General features: G+C 65.0%; 16 protein-coding genes. 3 read left to right on the top strand and 13 right to left on the bottom strand.

The features are described from left to right. Position 1: 1 nt before the first annotated feature. The gene (locus AC1ZQA_RS04680) at positions 2-2,065 is read left to right on the top strand and encodes a M3 family metallopeptidase (RefSeq protein WP_482678659.1); all 2,064 of its coding nucleotides are present in this window, start codon (positions 2-4) and stop codon (positions 2,063-2,065) included. A 106-nt stretch (positions 2,066-2,171) separates the two neighbouring features. Next, the gene (locus AC1ZQA_RS04675; protein ID WP_482678658.1) at positions 2,172-2,819 is read left to right on the top strand and encodes a glutaredoxin family protein; all 648 of its coding nucleotides are present in this window, start codon (positions 2,172-2,174) and stop codon (positions 2,817-2,819) included. A 33-nt stretch (positions 2,820-2,852) separates the two neighbouring features. Here the strand turns inward: AC1ZQA_RS04675 and rpiA are convergent, their stop codons facing one another. Beyond that, a complete protein-coding gene (gene rpiA / locus AC1ZQA_RS04670) occupies positions 2,853-3,515 on the bottom strand; it encodes a ribose-5-phosphate isomerase RpiA (protein ID WP_482678657.1) in 663 nt (220 codons plus the stop codon). 74 nt (positions 3,516-3,589) lie between these two features. Between rpiA and AC1ZQA_RS04665 the strand changes: the two genes are divergently transcribed. Continuing rightward, on the top strand, positions 3,590-4,648 hold the full coding sequence (locus tag AC1ZQA_RS04665; protein WP_482678656.1) for a quinone-dependent dihydroorotate dehydrogenase: 1,059 nt from the start codon (positions 3,590-3,592) through the stop codon (positions 4,646-4,648). Between the two features lie 70 nt (positions 4,649-4,718). Here the strand turns inward: AC1ZQA_RS04665 and AC1ZQA_RS04660 are convergent, their stop codons facing one another. The 12 genes from AC1ZQA_RS04660 to truA form a co-directional block, all read right to left on the bottom strand. Next, entirely contained in the window at positions 4,719-4,976 is a 258-nt protein-coding gene (locus tag AC1ZQA_RS04660; protein ID WP_482678655.1) for a hypothetical protein, read from the bottom strand. A gap of 134 nt (positions 4,977-5,110) precedes the next feature. Further along, on the bottom strand, positions 5,111-6,520 hold the full coding sequence (gene gltX / locus AC1ZQA_RS04655) for a glutamate--tRNA ligase (protein ID WP_482678654.1): 1,410 nt from the start codon (positions 6,518-6,520) through the stop codon (positions 5,111-5,113). A gap of 50 nt (positions 6,521-6,570) precedes the next feature. Continuing rightward, positions 6,571-7,782 carry an O-succinylhomoserine sulfhydrylase gene (locus tag AC1ZQA_RS04650; RefSeq protein ID WP_482678653.1) on the bottom strand — a complete coding sequence of 404 codons (1,212 nt, stop codon included), beginning with the start codon at positions 7,780-7,782 and terminating at the stop codon, positions 6,571-6,573. Then, a complete protein-coding gene (gene purF, locus AC1ZQA_RS04645; protein ID WP_482678652.1) occupies positions 7,779-9,284 on the bottom strand; it encodes an amidophosphoribosyltransferase in 1,506 nt (501 codons plus the stop codon). Before purF ends, AC1ZQA_RS04650 begins: the two co-directional genes overlap by 4 nt. A gap of 37 nt (positions 9,285-9,321) precedes the next feature. Further along, positions 9,322-9,813, bottom strand: coding sequence for a CvpA family protein (locus AC1ZQA_RS04640; protein ID WP_482678651.1), 492 nt, complete (start codon positions 9,811-9,813; stop codon positions 9,322-9,324). Next, the gene (locus AC1ZQA_RS04635; RefSeq protein ID WP_482678650.1) at positions 9,810-10,700 is read right to left on the bottom strand and encodes an SPOR domain-containing protein; all 891 of its coding nucleotides are present in this window, start codon (positions 10,698-10,700) and stop codon (positions 9,810-9,812) included. The genes AC1ZQA_RS04640 and AC1ZQA_RS04635 overlap by 4 nt, the downstream gene beginning before the upstream one ends. Continuing rightward, complete coding sequence (folC, locus tag AC1ZQA_RS04630; protein WP_482678649.1) at positions 10,697-12,019, bottom strand: bifunctional tetrahydrofolate synthase/dihydrofolate synthase; 1,323 nt, start codon at positions 12,017-12,019, stop codon at positions 10,697-10,699. The genes AC1ZQA_RS04635 and folC overlap by 4 nt, the downstream gene beginning before the upstream one ends. Before the next feature lie 49 nt (positions 12,020-12,068). Then, positions 12,069-12,944, bottom strand: a complete 876-nt coding sequence (accD, locus tag AC1ZQA_RS04625) for an acetyl-CoA carboxylase, carboxyltransferase subunit beta (RefSeq protein ID WP_482678648.1) — start codon at positions 12,942-12,944, stop codon at positions 12,069-12,071. A 12-nt stretch (positions 12,945-12,956) separates the two neighbouring features. Continuing rightward, on the bottom strand, positions 12,957-13,754 hold the full coding sequence (gene trpA / locus AC1ZQA_RS04620; protein WP_482678647.1) for a tryptophan synthase subunit alpha: 798 nt from the start codon (positions 13,752-13,754) through the stop codon (positions 12,957-12,959). Then, the gene (gene trpB, locus AC1ZQA_RS04615) at positions 13,751-14,986 is read right to left on the bottom strand and encodes a tryptophan synthase subunit beta (RefSeq protein WP_482678646.1); all 1,236 of its coding nucleotides are present in this window, start codon (positions 14,984-14,986) and stop codon (positions 13,751-13,753) included. The genes trpA and trpB overlap by 4 nt, the downstream gene beginning before the upstream one ends. A gap of 47 nt (positions 14,987-15,033) precedes the next feature. Further along, a complete protein-coding gene (locus AC1ZQA_RS04610; RefSeq protein ID WP_482678645.1) occupies positions 15,034-15,687 on the bottom strand; it encodes a phosphoribosylanthranilate isomerase in 654 nt (217 codons plus the stop codon). A gap of 6 nt (positions 15,688-15,693) precedes the next feature. Then, positions 15,694-16,521, bottom strand: a complete 828-nt coding sequence (gene truA / locus AC1ZQA_RS04605) for a tRNA pseudouridine(38-40) synthase TruA (protein ID WP_482678644.1) — start codon at positions 16,519-16,521, stop codon at positions 15,694-15,696. Positions 16,522-16,525: the final 4 nt, after the last annotated feature.

Here is a 16,525-nt window from a genome sequence, read left to right as displayed (position 1 = left end):
CATGACCACCTCCCTGCCTGCCGACAATCCCCTGTGCGATTTTCACGACCTGCCTGACTACGCCGCCGTCAGGCCCGAGCACGTCCAGCCGGCGCTCGACGCGCTGATCGCCGCAGCCGAGCAGACCCTGGAGCGCATCACCGATCCGAACACCCCGCCCACCTGGGACACCGTGATCGAGCCGCTGGAGCGCGCCACCGAACAACTGGGCCGCGCCTGGGGCGTGGTCGGCCACCTCAACGCCGTGGCCGACACGCCCGAACTGCGCGCCGCCTACAACGCGATGCTGCCGCGCGTCACCGAATTCTGGACCCGGCTGGGGCAGAACGAAGGGCTGCTGCGCCAGTACCAGGCCCTGCAAACGAGCGCCGGCTTTGCGGCCCTGAGCCCCACGCGGCAGCGCATCATTGCCCATGCCTTGCGCGATTTCCGCCTGAGTGGCGCGCTGCTGGAAGGTCAGGCGCGCACCCGCTATGCCGAAATCCAGGAGCGTCTGGCCGCACTCAGCCAGACCTTCTCCGAGCATGTGCTCGATGCCACCGCCGCGCATGCCGAATATGTCGGCGACGACGAGGTGGCCGGCATTCCGCCGGACGCCCTGCAGGCCGCACGCGAGGCGGCACAGCGCGATGGCCGCGAGGGCTACAAGTTCACTCTGCACTACCCGTCCTACATGCCGGTGCTGCAACACGGCGAGCACCGCCCGCTGCGCGAGCGCCTCTACCGCGCCTATGTCACCCGGGCGAGCGAGCTGGGCGACGCGCAGTTCGACAACTCCGCGGTCATGGCCGAGATCCTGGCCCTGCGCGATGAAGAAGCGCGCCTGCTCGGCTACGCCAATTACGCCGAAGTCTCGCTGGTGCCGAAAATGGCCGACACTCCGCAGCAGGTCATGGACTTCCTGCGCGACCTCGCCGCACGCGCGCGCCCCTTCGCACTGCGCGACCTCGACACCCTGCGGACCTTTGCCCGCGAGCAGCTTGGCATGGCCCAGCTCGAAGCCTGGGATCTCTCCTGGGCCTCGGAAAAGCTGCGGCAGTCGCACTACGCCCTATCCGAGCAGGAGGTGCGGCAATACTTCACCCTGCCCACGGTCCTCTCCGGTCTGTTCCGCGTGGTCGAAACCCTGTTCGGCGTGCGCCTGCACAAGGCGGACGGCAACATCCATGCCTGGCACCCGGACGCCGAGCTCTACCGCATCGAAAACACCAGCGGGCAGACCGTCGGCCAGTTCTATCTCGATCTGTACGCCCGCGACGGCAAGCGCTCCGGTGCCTGGATGGATCATGTGCGCTCGCGCTGGCTGCGTGCCGACGGCACCCTGCAGACCCCGGTGGCCACGCTCACCTGCAACTTCCCGTCCCCGGTGGGCGGCAAGCCCGCGCTGCTCAGCCACGACGACGTGCAGACCCTGTTCCACGAGTTCGGCCACGGCCTGCACCACATGCTCACGCAGGTCGACGACATTGCCGTGTCGGGCATCTCGGGTGTGGAGTGGGACGCGGTCGAACTGCCCAGCCAGCTGATGGAGAACTTCTGCTGGGAATGGGACGTGCTGCGCTTTCTCACCCGGCATGTCGACTCGGGCGAGCCCATGCCCCGCGCCCTGTTCGACAAGATGCTTGCCGCAAAAAATTTCCAGTCCGGCATGCAGACCCTGCGGCAGGTCGAGTTTTCGCTCCTCGACATGCGCCTGCATCACGATCTCAAGACCTTCACCCCGGCCGCCATCGCATCCCTGGTGGATGAAAATCGCCGTGAAATCGCCGTCCTGCAACCGCCGCCGTTCAACCGGTTTGTCTGCAGCTTTTCGCACATCTTCGCCGGCGGCTATGCCGCAGGCTACTACAGCTATAAATGGGCGGAAGTGCTGTCGGCCGACGCGTATGAACGCTTCGAGGAAGAAGGCCCGCTCAGTCCGTCCGTTGGCCAGAGCTATCAGCAGACCATCCTCGCCGCAGGCGGCAGCCGCGACGCCATGGAGTCCTTCAAGGCCTTCCGTGGCCGCGAACCACGCATCGACGCCCTGCTCCGCCACGGCGGCATGACGGCACAGGCCGCATGAACACGTGCTGCCCGGTGCGGTGTGGCAAAAACACCGCGCGCAGGCGCCAGGGCACCCTCAGTCATGGCACACTTGCAGCCTGTTGCCTCACCCGCTGCACACTCAGATGAAACGACCCAACCGCCACGCCATTGTGTTGTCCGCCGCGCTCGGGCTCGGCCTGCTGACTGCGAGCCCCGCCTGGGCGATCTACAAGATCGTCGCACCGGATGGCTCGGTCACCTTCAGCGATGTTCCCCCGAGCACACCGCAAGGCAAGAGCGTGCAGTCCCTCTCGGCAGGCGGAGCGCTCCCTGAGAACAATTTTGCGGGCTTTCCGACCGCGCTGCGCGAGGCTGCCCACAAGTATCCGGTCACCCTCTACACCACGCCGCAATGCGACGCCTGCGACGCCGCACGCGAATTCCTGCAACAGCGCGGCATTCCCTTCGTTGAAAAAACCATCACGAGCAATGCGGACATCAAGGCGTACAAGGCCTTGTCAGGTGGCAGCGACCGCCTGCCCTTCATCGCCATCGGCGACACCAGACTGCCTGCGGGGTTCAGTTCCAGCAACTGGGGCACCGCGCTCGACGCCGCCGGTTACCCGAAGACCAGCGCCTTGCCGCGCTCCTATGTGCGGCCCCAGCCCACCGAACTGGTTCCACCACCCGCTGCCAAAAAAGACGCTGCAGCCAATGGGACCAGCAGCCCGGCCGGGCCCTCGGTGCTGCCGCCGCCCAATCCCAACGCGCCCAAGGGCTTTCAGTTCTGACGGGGCGGGCGCCTTGATTGCCTGAGGCGGCGCTCAGAGAAAGTCGCGCCGCTCCACGCCGGTCGGCGTTCCCACCAGCGCCACATCGGCACCGCGCAGGGCAAACAGCCCGACCGTGACCACGCCCGGGATCTGATTGACCCGGCTCTCGAAATCGCGCGGCTGGGTGATGTGCAGACCATGCACGTCGAGAATCAGATTGCCGTTGTCGGTGATGTAACCCGTGCGCTCGCGCGGATCTCCGCCCAGGGCGCGCAGGCGGCGCGCCACCAGCTCACGCGCCATCGGCACCACCTCGACCGGCAGCGGAAACTTGCCCAGCACCGGCACCAGCTTGCTCTGGTCGACGATGCAGATGAATCGCTCGGCCGCTTCCGCAATGATTTTTTCCCGGGTCAGCGCGCCACCGCCGCCCTTGATCATGGCGCCAGAGGCGTCAATTTCGTCGGCGCCGTCCACATAGACAGAAAGCTGCCCGACCTCGTTGAGGTCGAACACGCTGATGCCATGCGAGCGCATGCGCTCGGTGGAGCGCTCCGAACTCGAGACCGCGCCCTTGATCTGCTCCTTGATCCCTGCCAGCGCATCGATGAAAAAATTCACCGTGGAGCCGGTGCCCACACCGATGATTTCGCCGCGCGGCACCTGGGTCAACGCCGCTGCAGCAACCTGCTGTTTGAGTTCGTCTTGCGTCATTTCGGGTCTTCACGAAAAATGTGATGTTCCATTATCGCCGCGCGCACTCGATCGCCGCGGCCTGAACCGCTCTCATGCCCCTGTCCTACTCGCTGATTCGCCCGATTTTGTTCCGCCTCAATCCAGAATGGGCGCATCACCTCACGCTGAGTGGCATTCGTCTGGCCCATTCCGCCGGGCTGTCGATCCTCTATGCCCACGCGCCGATCAGCGACCCTGTGGAACTCTTCGGTCTGCGCTTTGCCAACCGTGTCGGGCTCGCCGCGGGGCTGGACAAGAACGGTGAGGCCATCGATGCCCTCGCTGCGATGGGCTTTGGCTTCATCGAAGTGGGGACGGTCACACCCAGGGCGCAGCCGGGCAACCCTGCGCCACGCATGTTCCGACTGCCGCAGGCGCAGGCGCTGATCAACCGCATGGGATTCAACAACGAGGGGCTCGATGTGTTCCTGCGCAATGTGCGCCGCAGCCATCGCACGGTGCCCATCGGCCTGAACATCGGCAAGAACGCCAGCACGCCGGTCGAGCAGGCGCTCGACGATTACCGTCTTGGCCTGCAGGGGGTCTACACCCACGCCGACTATGTCAGCATCAACATATCCTCTCCCAATACCCGCAACCTGCGGCAATTGCAGAGCGATGCCGCCCTGCAGGCCTTGTTGAAAGGTCTGTCGGAAGCCCGCGAACAACTGCGCCAGCAGCACGGACGCAATGTGCCGATGCTGCTGAAAATCGCCCCCGATCTGGAAGACAGCGACATCGACATGATTGCCGATCAACTGCAAGCGCACGGACTCGATGGCGTCATCGCGACCAACACCACGGTGTCGCGCGATGCCGTGATCGGACTCGACCATGCGGACGAAGCCGGTGGCCTGAGCGGTGCGCCCGTGCGCGCAGCATCCACCCGGGTGATCTCTCGCCTGCGTCTGCGCCTGGGGCGCAGTTTTCCGATCATCGGCGTCGGTGGCATTCTGAGCGGGGAGGATGCGGTAGAGAAGTTGCGCGCCGGCGCCGATCTGGTCCAGCTCTACACCGGCCTGATCTATCGCGGCCCTGGACTGGTGCGCGAGTGCGCAATGGCTCTTGCGCGAGAAGCCAGTCAGGGCCGAGCCTCCCGACCTGCTGACTGAGGCCAGAATCTGGCCGCAAAAAACAAAAAGCGCCTGCAAGGAGGGCTTGCAGGCGCTTTGGAATGCGTGATTACTTCTGCTTCAAACGGGTCTTGTTTGCGGTGATGTGCTCGTAGATCTCGCGAGAACGCTGGGACAGCGGCCTGCCGAATCCCTCGCGCCAAGGTGAGGACACCTTCACTTGAGGACGCTTGCGGAAAGTGGACGCCACTTCCTCGGCATTTTGCATCATCAAATCCCAGGGATCTGCAGATTTTGTCGTGGTGGAGGAGTTTGACTCGTCGAGTTCAACACCGTTGGTTTTGCTTGTGGTCGTCGCTTTTGCCACGTTTACCCCTCTGATGGAACTGTGGGACAACACTGTCTGCCGCATACCACATGCAACAGATAAATTGCCCCGTTAAACACCCATAAATTATAACCGGAAGTATGCTCCATCGCCCATTGCGCGGGAACGAAAGTTCACTGCAGGCCGGCGTCAATGCGCTGAAGCACGACATCTCGGCCCAGCAGCGCCAGCACGGCATCGACCGCCGGGGTCTGCTCGCGCCCCGTCACCATCAAGCGCACAGGCATGGCAACCTGGGGCATTTTGAGGCCATGTTGTTTGAGCACCGCCTTGAATGTCGCACTGATGGATTCGCGCGTCCACTCTGGCAAGGCCGCCAGTTGCGCCCGCAGTTCCATGACCGCTTCTCTTGGCTGCGCGCCAATGTGCTGCGCCAGTGCAGCAGCGTCAGGGGCGGTGGGGCAATAGAACAGCAGGGCTTGCTGCGCGAGTTCGGGAATGGTCTGGGCACGGTCGCGCAGCAGGGCGCAGACAGCGGCCAGATCGGGGGACTCAGCGGTGATGCCATCCTTGTTCAGCAAGGGACGCACCAACGCGGCCAGTTCTTCAGGCGGTGTGTGCTTGATGTAATGCGCGTTGACCCAGCGCAGCTTGGCTTCGTCAAACTGCGCGGGAGAACTGCCAAGGTGGTCGAGGTCGAACCACTCGAGAAACTGTTCCCGCGAAAAGATTTCTGCATCGCCATGCGACCAGCCCAGCCGGGCCAGGTAATTGACCACGGCGTCCGGCAAATAGCCTTCCTCGCGGTACTGCAGCACGCTCTTGGCGCCATTGCGCTTGGACAGCTTTTCGCCCTGATCGTTGAGCACCGTGGGCAGGTGAGCATAGCGCGGCGGCTTGGCGCCCAGTGCCTGGAATATGTGGAGCTGGCGCGGGGTGTTGTTGACATGGTCGTCGCCGCGAATCACGTCGGTGATGGCCATGTCGATGTCGTCCACCACCACGCAGAAGTTGTAGGTGGGCGTGCCGTCGGGGCGCGCCACGATCAGATCGTCAAGTTCGTCGTTGCGGATTTCGACGCGACCTTTGACAAAATCGTGCCAGGCGACCACGCCCGAGGTCGGGGTCTTGAATCGCCAGACCGGCTGCACGCCTTCGGGAACCGGCGGCAGGGTCTTGCCAGGTTCGGGCCGCCAGGTCCCGTCGTAGCGCGGCTTCTGCTTGGCGGCGAGCTGCCGCTCGCGCAGTGCATCGAGTTCTGCCGTCGACATGTAGCAGGGATAGACCATGCCGGATTGTCGCAACTGCTCGAGCACTTCGCGATAACGCGGCATGCGCTGCATCTGGTAGTACGGGCCTTCGTCATAGTCGAGGCCAAGCCAGTCCATGGCCTGCAGGATGACCTGCACCGCTTCTTCCGAGGAGCGCTCGGTATCGGTGTCTTCGATGCGCAGGATGAAGTCTCCACCGTGATGTCGCGCGAATGCCCACGGGTACAACGCGGAGCGGATATTGCCGAGGTGAATGAAGCCGGTCGGGCTGGGTGCGAAGCGCGTGCGGACGCGGGGGGATGACGTGGACATGGGAGAACGGTTCAAGCGCCTTTGCGGCAATCGATCGAGAAAAACGGGGATCAGATCATGGTATCCAGACCACGGGCCAGATCCCGCTTGAGGTCGGCCAGATCTTCCAGCCCGACCGCCAGACGGATCAATCCCTGGCCAATGCCGGCAGCCTGTCGCTGATCTTCCCGCAAGCGGCCGTGCGTGGTGGTGGACGGATGGGTGATGGTGGTCTTGGTATCGCCGAGGTTGGCGGTGATGGAGCAGATACGGGTCTGATCGATCACATGAAACGCCCGCGCCCGCGCCTGCTGGGCATCTGCGGCCTTCAACTCGAACGACAGCACCGCACCGCCGGTCTTTTGCTGACGCATCGCCAGCGCATGCTGTGGATGCGAGGCCAGCCCCGGATAGAACACCCGCGCAACCGCCGGGTGCGCCTCCAGCCACTGCGCCATCGCCAGCGCCGCCGCGCTGTGTGCTGCCATGCGCACGCCCAGGGTCTCCATGCCCTTGAGCACCACCCAGGCGTTGAAGGGTGACAGCGACATGCCCACGGTTCGCTGCACCGGCAGCAGCTTGTCGTGGATGGGCGCGGCGCGGCCGCACACCGCACCGGCGATCACGCGGCCCTGGCCGTCGAGATATTTGGTGCCGGAGTGAATCACCCAGTCGGCGCCGAGCGTGAGTGGACGCTGCAGCGCGGGCGAACAGAAACAGTTGTCCACCACCAGATGCGCACCCGCACCATGCGCCAGATCGGCCAACGCGGCAATGTCGCACACCTCGGTCAGCGGGTTGGACGGCGTTTCGGCAAACAGCATCCGGGTGTTGGGGCGCAATGCCGCGGCCCACTGCGCCACATCGGTCTGCGACACGAAGGTAGTGTCGATGCCGAAGCGCGCCAGCTCGCGTCCGAACAGGTTGATGGTGGAACCAAACACGCCTTGCGAGCAGACCACATGATCGCCCGCTTTGAGCGTGGCCATGGCCAGAAGCAGAATGGCCGCCATGCCGCTGCCGGTGGCCATGCAGGCTTGGGCACCCTCGAGCGCGGCCAGCCGCTGCTCGTAGCTGGACACGGTGGGATTGGAAAACCGCGAATAGACGAATCCGTCCTGCTCGCCGGCAAAGCGCGCTGCGGCCGTGGCAGCGTCGGGATGAACGAAGCTGCTGGTGAGAAACAGCGCCTCGCTGTTCTCGCCGTACTGCGAGGGCGGCAGCGCTTCGCGTACTGCCAGAGTGTCCAGGCCCAGCGGAGGGACGTCGTCCTGAAGGTTCATGTCGCCTGTCCCTGATCCTGGGCGCCTTGCAGACTGAGGCGGCCGGAATTGGGTGCGATGTCGTCTGCGCAGCGCTGGCGGCCTTCGTCCTGTGGCAGGGTTCCGGCGATGTAGCAGCCGTCAAAGCAAGAAGCCTCGAATTCCGCGATGGCCGGATTGATCTCACGGATCACCCGCTTCATGGCATCGAGGTCCTGGTAGATCAGCACGTCGGCGCCGATGATCTGGCGGATGTCCTCCACGCTGCGGTTGTGCGCAACCAGCTCGGACGCGGTGGGCATGTCGATGCCGTAGATGTTCGGATAACGCACCGGCGGCGCGGCCGAGGCCAGATAGACCTTGCGCGCGCCGGCCTCGCGCGCCATCTGCACGATTTCGCGCGAGGTGGTGCCGCGCACGATGGAGTCATCCACCAGCAGCACATTGCGGCCGGCAAACTCCTGACCGATGGCGTTGAGCTTTTGCCGCACCGACTTCTTGCGCACAGCCTGCCCGGGCATGATGAAGGTGCGGCCGACATAGCGGTTTTTCACGAACCCCTCGCGGTACGGTCGGCCGATTTTGTGCGCCAGTTGCATTGCCGACGGACGGCTGGATTCCGGGATGGGAATGACCACGTCGATTTCGCTGGGCGGCAGCACCGAGATCACGCGCTGTGCCAGCGTTTCCCCCATGCGCAGGCGTGCGCGGTACACCGATACGCCGTCGAGCACCGAGTCTGGTCGGGCCAGATAGACGAACTCGAAGATGCAGGGGTTGAGTTGCTGCGCATCGGCGCATTGCTCGGACTGCAGACGACCTTGCAGATCGATGAAGATCGCTTCGCCGGGGGCGATGTCGCGCTCGAACCTGTAGCCAGCGCCTTCGAGCGCCACCGACTCGCTCGCCACCATGATTTCCTCACCGTCGGCTGATGTGCCGAAGCACAGCGGGCGGATGCCGTACGGGTCGCGGAACGCCAGCAGTCCATGCCCTGCAATCAGCGCCACCACCGCGTAAGAGCCGCGCAGCCGCAGGTGTACCGCGCGCACTGCGGCAAAAATGTCGGCAACCGACAGGGGCAGTCCATGCGTGCGGCGCTCCAGTTCGTGCGCCAGTACATTGATCAGCACCTCGGTATCCGACTCGGTGTTGATGTGGCGGTGATCCACCGTGAACAGCTCCTTTTTCAGCGCCACCGCATTGATCAGATTGCCGTTGTGTGCCAGCACCACACCGAACGGCGCATTGACGTAGAACGGCTGCGCCTCTTCCTCGCTGTCTGCATTGCCCGCGGTGGGGTAGCGCACCTGACCGATGCCGTAATTGCCCGGCAGCGAGCGCATGTTGCGGGTGCGGAACACATCACGCACCATGCCGCGCGCCTTGTGCATGTACAGCTTGGAACCCGACCCGGTGACAATGCCCGCCGCGTCCTGGCCGCGATGCTGCAGCAGCAGCAGCGCGTCGTACAGGAGCTGGTTCACGGGTTGCTGGGAGATGACGCCGACGATACCGCACATGGGAGTGGTCTTTCAGGGAACAGGAACAGGGCGAATTTCAACGCTGCGGCAGGTGGCTGACAAAAGCCGCGGGCAACCAGGGACGAATGGCCAGCAACAGGGATTGCGCCGGGGGAATCAGCACGGCGCCTTTCCACATGGCGCTTTGCGCCAGCGCGGTCTGCGCCGCCAGCGCCACCAGCAGCAGCGACAACGCCACGCCCTTGACCAGACCGATCAGCGCGCCCATGCTGCGGTCGAAAACACCCAGTCCCGAGGCTCGGAGCAACAACCTCAGCAAGGACGCGAGAATTCCCGCGCTCAGCACCACCACGACGAAACACATCGCATACGCGGCCAGCAGTCGCATCTCGGCATTGTCGATGGCCTGCAGATACCTTGCACCGACGGCAGGCGCAAAATGCGCCGAGAACCACACGCCGCCGATCCAGCCCAGCAGCGTGACAATTTCATACACCGCCCCGCGCAACAGGCTGATCAGCACACTCAAGCCCACCACCACGAGCAGAAACCAATCCAGCGGGCTCACAACGTCAACACCGCACCGCCAAGGCCAAGCGCCTGGAGCCTGTGCAAGGCGCGTTCGGCATCCTCGCGCGAGGCAAAGGGGCCAACCCGCACCCGCACCCGCTTGCCCTGCGGCGTATCGACCACCTGCGTGTAGGTTTTGAATCCTGCCTTCTCGATTTTGTTGCGCACGGTCTGCGCGGCATGGGCGTCGGCAAACGCCCCGGCCTGCACCACAAACCGCGCATTCGACGGCGCCGCGTCCTGCTGTGACGACTGCTTGTTGTGTGCCAGGGCCGCCTCGGCCTGCGCAACCGAAATCTGATCGGGCGACTTGCCCTCCAGCGCAGCCAGCGCCTGGCGCGCACTGGCCAGTTCCCTGGTTTGCTGTGGCGCGGGCTGCGGCTTCGGTGCCGGAGCAGGCTTCGCCACGGGCGGGGGCGTTTCAGGCTTCACGGTCGGCTTTGGAGGGGCTTCCGCGACGGGTGCAGCCGGTGCCACCGAAGCAACTGGTGCCACCGGCACGGGTTTGGGCGCCACCACGCCACCTGCCGTAGATGACGCGGGCTTGGGCGCCACGGCTGGAGTGCTGGCTGGCTGGGTCACTGCGGCGCGTTCGCCAGAGGGCACCGCGACAGCCGACGCTGCAGCGAGCATGGGCGCGGACGCCGGGACGGACAGACCCGGCGCCTTGCTCTGCGAAGGAATGTCGAGCGCGATGGTCGACGGCACTGGCCTGGGTTTGGAGTCGAACACCAGCGGGAACACGATCACCCCCAGCAGCACCAGCGCCACCGCGCCGATCAGCCGCCGGCGGGCGCGGGCGCGCAGGCTGTCCTGGCTTTGGGTGTCCGAAGCGTCGCCCCGGTTGGAGCGACGGGCAGAGTTGCGTGGTGCGCCGAAAGTCATTGCGGGGAAGGGCCCAGATGCTTGCCATGAAGGCGGGGCAGCCCCTCCTGCATCACACCACCCACGGTGTAGAAGGAGCCGAACACCACGATTCTATCGGCCAGATCCACTGCTGCCGCCGCTGCGCGCAGCGCCTCCAGCGGGCTGGCATGGGTGTGAATGCGGGCGGCCGGCTGCAGCGCGCGCAGGTGCGCGGCAATCTGCTGCGCCTGCGCGGCGCGCGGTGTCGGCAGGTCGCACAGATGCCAGACGTCGACCAGAGACAGCATGCGCCGCAGCATGCCCGCGATGTCCTTGTCTGCCATGGCGCCGAATACCGCATGGGTGACCGGAAAGTAGCCCATGCTGTCGAGGTTTTCGGCCAGTACGGCAATGGCATGCGGATTGTGACCGACATCGAGCACCAGGGTCGGTTGGCCCGCCAGCACCTGAAAGCGTCCGGGAAGCTCCGCCCGCGCAAACCCCTCGCGCACCGCCTGCGCCGCCACGGGCAGCACCGCCTGCAGCGCTTCCAGCGCGGCGAGCACGCCGCTGGCGTTGAGCAGTTGATTGGCGCCGCGCAGCGCCGGAAACGCCAGGCTGTGTCGTCGTTGCGCGCGGCCCTGCCAGCCCCACTGCTGCGGCAGATGGGTGTAGTGAAAGTCGCGCCCGGCCAGCCGCAGATCGGCACCGATGGCCTGCGCATGGTCGCGCACCGACTGCGGTGCTTGCGGATCGCTGACGATGGCTGGTTTGCCGGGACGCATGATGCCCGCTTTCTCACGCCCGATGGACTCGCGGTCCGGCCCCAGAAACTCCATGTGGTCGAGGTCGATGCTGGTGAGGATGGCGCAGTCGGTGTCGATCACATTCACCGCATCCAGCCGTCCGCCCAGACCGACTTCGAGGAGCACTGCGTCGAGCTGCTGCGCCGCCAGCAGCGACAGGATCGCCAGGGTGGTGAACTCGAAATAGCTCAGGCTCACCGCCACTCCCTGCCCTGCGGCATGGCGCGCCTGCTCGACCGCGGCAAAATGCGGCAGCAAGGCCTGCGCATCGACCGGACGGCCGCCGATGCGACAGCGTTCCTCGAAATGCACCAGATGCGGCGAGGTGTATGCCCCCACCCGGTAGCCGGCGGCGAGCAGAATGGATTCGAGCATGGCCACGGTCGAACCCTTGCCATTGGTTCCCGCCACGGTGATCACCGGACAGGCAAAGCGCAGCCCCATGGCGGCGCTCACCGCGCGCACCCGCTCCAATCCCAGATCGATGGCGCGGGCATGCAAGGTTTCGGCATGGGCCAGCCAGCCGTCCAGAGTATGAGGTGTGGAGGACATGCAGCAGAGCCGCCGCCAGCTGGCTGGCGCACGGCGTACTGAAAAAGGATCAGGAAGCGATGGCCTCGGCAGGCTGTCGCAGCAGGATGGCCAGCATCTGCGCCAGCTCGGCGCGCAGCTCGCGGCGATCGACGATGCGGTCGACCGCACCTTTCTGCAGCAGGAACTCGGCGCGCTGGAAGCCCTCGGGCAGCTTTTCGCGTACGGTGTTTTCGATCACGCGTGGCCCCGCGAAGCCGATCAGCGCCTTGGGTTCGGCGAGCACCACGTCGCCGATGAAGGCAAAGCTGGCGGACACCCCGCCCATGGTCGGATCGGTGAGCACACTGATGAAGGGCAATCCGGCAGCCGACAGCCGGGTGAGCGCGGCGTTGGTCTTGGCCATCTGCATCAGGCTGAGCAGCCCCTCCTGCATGCGCGCCCCGCCCGTGGCGGTGAAGCAGATGAACGGCACCTTCTGCTCGATGGCCGCCTGCACGCCGCGCACGAAACGCTCGCCCACCACCGAGCCCATCGACCCGCCCATGAACTCGAATTCGAAGCAGGCCACGACCACCGGCAGAGTCTGAATGGCGCCACCCATGACCACCAGCGCATCGGTCTCCTGGGTGTTTTCCAGTGCTTCCTTGAGACGGTCTGGATACTTGCGGCTGTCCTTGAACTTCAGGGGATCGACGGGCAGCACTTCCTGGCCGATCTCAAACCGGCCTTCCGGGTCGAGCAGCGCGTCGAGCCGCGCCCGGGCGCCGATGCGCATGTGGTGGCTGCACTTCGGGCAGACGTTCTGGTTGAGTTCCAGATCCGATTTGTACAGCACGGTTTCGCACGATGGGCACTTGACCCACAGTCCCTCGGGCACCTGGCGCCGGTCCTGGGGGCTGGTCTGTTGAATCTTGGGGGGAAGGAGCTTTTCGAGCCAACTCATGCCTGTTTCTCCTCAGGCGTCCAGCGCCTGGCGAATGTCTTGGATGAAACCGCGCGCAACAGTCGCAGCGTGCTCTGCGGGTTGCGCCTCCATCAGTTCGATCAGTCGCGAGCCGATGACCACGGCGTCGGCCAGTTCGCCGATCGCACGCGCGGTCTGCGCATCGCGGATGCCAAATCCTACTCCCACGGGCACCTGCACATGGGCACGGATGCGCGGCAGCATGGCGGCAACGGCCGACGTGTCGAGGTGGCCGGCGCCCGTCACGCCCTTGAGCGAGACGTAGTACACATAGCCGCTGGCGATACGGCCCACATCCGCCATGCGTGCCTCCGTGCTGGTGGGGGCGAGCAGGAAAATGGGGGCGATGTCCACCGCCCTGAGCGCGGCGGCGAACGCCTCGCTCTCCGCAGGCGGGTAGTCGACGATGAGCACGCCGTCGACCCCCACAGTCTTGGCCGCAGCGACGAAGGCATCCACGCCGTAGCGCTCCACCGGGTTGGCGTAGCCCATCAGCACGACCGGGGTCACCGCATCCGTCCGGCGAAACTCCCGCACGAAATCGAGCACCTGCGGCAGACCGATGCCCCGCGCAATGGCCCGCTCGGTGGCGCGCTGGATCACCGGGCCATCGGCCATCGGATCGGAAAACGGCACCCCGAGTTCGATCACATCGGCACCGCCCTGCACCAGGGCGTGCATCAGGTCGACCGTGACAGCAGCGGAGGGATCGCCTGCGGCGATATACGGAATGAGCGCCTTGCGGCCCTGCGCGCGGAGCTGGGCGAAGCGTTGGTCGATGCGGTTCATGCCTGGACTCCTGGCTGGCGGGCAAACAGGGTGTCGAAACTCACCCCCTCGCGCTCGGCCACGGTGTTGATGTCCTTGTCTCCGCGTCCGGACAGATTGACCAGGAGGGTCTGGTCGGGGCGCATCTGCGGCGCCAGCTTGATGGCATGTGCCAGGGCATGGCTCGATTCCAGCGCCGGAATGATGCCCTCGGTCCGACAGAGTTCGTGAAACGCCGCAAGCGCCTCGTCGTCGGTGATACCCACATATTCGGCGCGGCCGAGGTCTTTGAGCCAGGCATGCTCGGGGCCGACGCCGGGGTAGTCGAGTCCGGCGGATACCGAATGGGTTTCGATGATCTGGCCGTTGGCGTCCTGCAGCAGGTAGGTGCGGTTGCCGTGCAGCACACCGGGCGTGCCCGCCGAAAGCGAGGCCGCGTGCTTGCCCGTCTCCAGCCCCAGGCCTGCGGCCTCGACCCCGATGAGCCGTACCTTTTCATGCGCAATATAGGGATAGAAAATTCCCATGGCATTGCTGCCGCCGCCGACCGAGGCAATGACAGCATCGGGCTGGCGGCCCGTCATTTCGGGCATCTGCTCCAGACACTCGTCACCGATCACCCGCTGGAAATCGCGCACCATCTGCGGATAGGGGTGCGGCCCGGCCACAGTGCCGATGATGTAGAAGGTGTTCTCGACATGGGTTACCCAGTCGCGCAGCGCCTCGTTGAGCGCGTCCTTGAGCGTCTTGCTCCCCGACTCGACCGGCACCACACGCGCGCCCAGCAGATTCATGCGGTAGACATTGGGCGACTGGCGCTTGACGTCCTCGCTGCCCATGTACACCACGCACTCCATGCCGTAGCGCGCAGCGATGGTGGCCGTGGCCACGCCGTGCTGCCCCGCGCCGGTTTCGGCAATCACCCGTGGCTTGCCCATGCGCCGTGCCAGCATGGCCTGGCCGATGGTGTTGTTGATCTTGTGCGCGCCGGTGTGGTTGAGGTCTTCGCGCTTGAGGTAGATGCGCGCGCCGCCCAGTTTGTCGCTCAGCCGGGCAGCGTAATAGATGGGGCTGGGACGTCCGACAAAATGCTTGAGTTCGTAACGGTATTCGGCGATGAATGCCGGGTCATTCTTGTAGTGGTCGTAAGCCACCTGCAGTTCTTCCAGCGCGTGGCTCAGGGTTTCGGCGATGAAGCTGCCGCCATAGGGGCCGAAGTGGCCGCTGGCGTCGGGATAGGCATAGGTGAACATGGTGGGATCTCGTCTGGCGCCGGGAAGATGATCCGCCGGCGCGCAATCTACAGGTCAGCAGCGCGAACTGCCGCAATAAATTCGGCGATGCGCTGCGCGCTCTTGATGCCCTTGGACGCTTCGACGCCAGAACTGACGTCAACTGCCCAGGGACGCACCCGCCTGATGGCAGGCGTCACATTTGCAGCATGCAACCCACCAGACAAAACGAGGGGAAGCGCGACGTTTGCGGGAATGCGTGACCAATCGAAGACCTCGCCGCCGCCGCCGTATCCGGGCTGATCCGTGTCCAGAACGAGGGCTTGTGATGTGGAAAAACGAGCAGCGAAGTCTAACAAATCCAGCCCTTCGCGCATGCGCGCCGCGCGGATGTAGGGGTATGCATAGCGGGTGCAGTCCTGCGGGGTTTCGTCGCCGTGGAACTGCAGCAGCGCCGGGCGCACCTGGGCGATCACGTCCTCGACGAACTGCGGCGCCGCATTCACGAACAGGGTGACGACAGAGACGAAAGGCGGGAGGCTGGCCACAATCTCGCGGGCCTGCGTCAGCGTGACATGGCGCGGACTTGGCGGGTAGAACACCAGGCCGATGGCATCTGCTCCTGCATGCGCGGCAGCCAGCGCGTCTTCCACGCGGGTGATGCCGCAAATCTTGACGCGGGTACGGTGCGACATGCGGGTTGGAAGGAGGGTGTCAGACATCGGAGATCACACAAGCAGGCCGATCTGTCGCGGGGGGTCGGGAAGGTTGAATTCTGCCGGGTAATCCGGGCCGAGAAAATAAAGGCCGTCGGGCATGAAGGTCGGCGCCGCCAGACCACGGTCGCGGCTTTGAAGCACCTCCGCAAGCCAGGATACAGGCTTGGAACCATTGCCGACGGCCAGCAGACTGCCCACCAGATTGCGCACCATGTGATGCAGAAAGGCGTTGGCCCGCACATCGAACACCACATGGTCGCCCAGCTTGGCGATCTCGATCGCATGCAGGGTTTTCACTGGGCTCAGTGCCTGGCATTCGCTGGAACGAAAGGCGCTGAAATCATGCTCGCCGATCAGGCATTGCGCGGCCTCGCGCAGGCGATCCAAGTCGAGTGGCCGGTGCGTCCATCCAACCCGCCCCTGATCGAGCGCGGGACGCACGGCATGGTTGCGCAGAACGTAGCGGTAACGGCGCTGCCAGGCGCTGCGTCGCGCATCGAAAGCCGCACTGACCTGGGTGCGCGCCCATTGCACCGCGATGTTCCGCGGCAGAAAGGCGTTGACACCACGCACCCAGGAGGAGGCCTCGCGCGTCAGGGGCGTGTCGAAATGCACCACCTGACCGACCGCATGCACACCCGCATCGGTGCGCCCCGCACAGTGGACGCGCGTTGCGCAGCCGAGAAATTGTGCGAGCGCATGCTCCAGATGATCCTGCACGCCGCAGGAGCCCGGCTGACTTTGCCAGCCGCAATAGGACGAACCGTTGTAACTCAGGCCGAGCACCACGCGGTGCCCGGCCTGCAGGGTCTGCGCATCAAAAGAATGCTGCGGCAACGAC

It is taken from the genome of Thiomonas sp. DCM-2 (assembly GCF_056820905.1).
The sequence above is the reverse complement of the archived record's forward strand: the minus strand, read 5'-3'. Positions and strand labels throughout refer to the sequence as shown.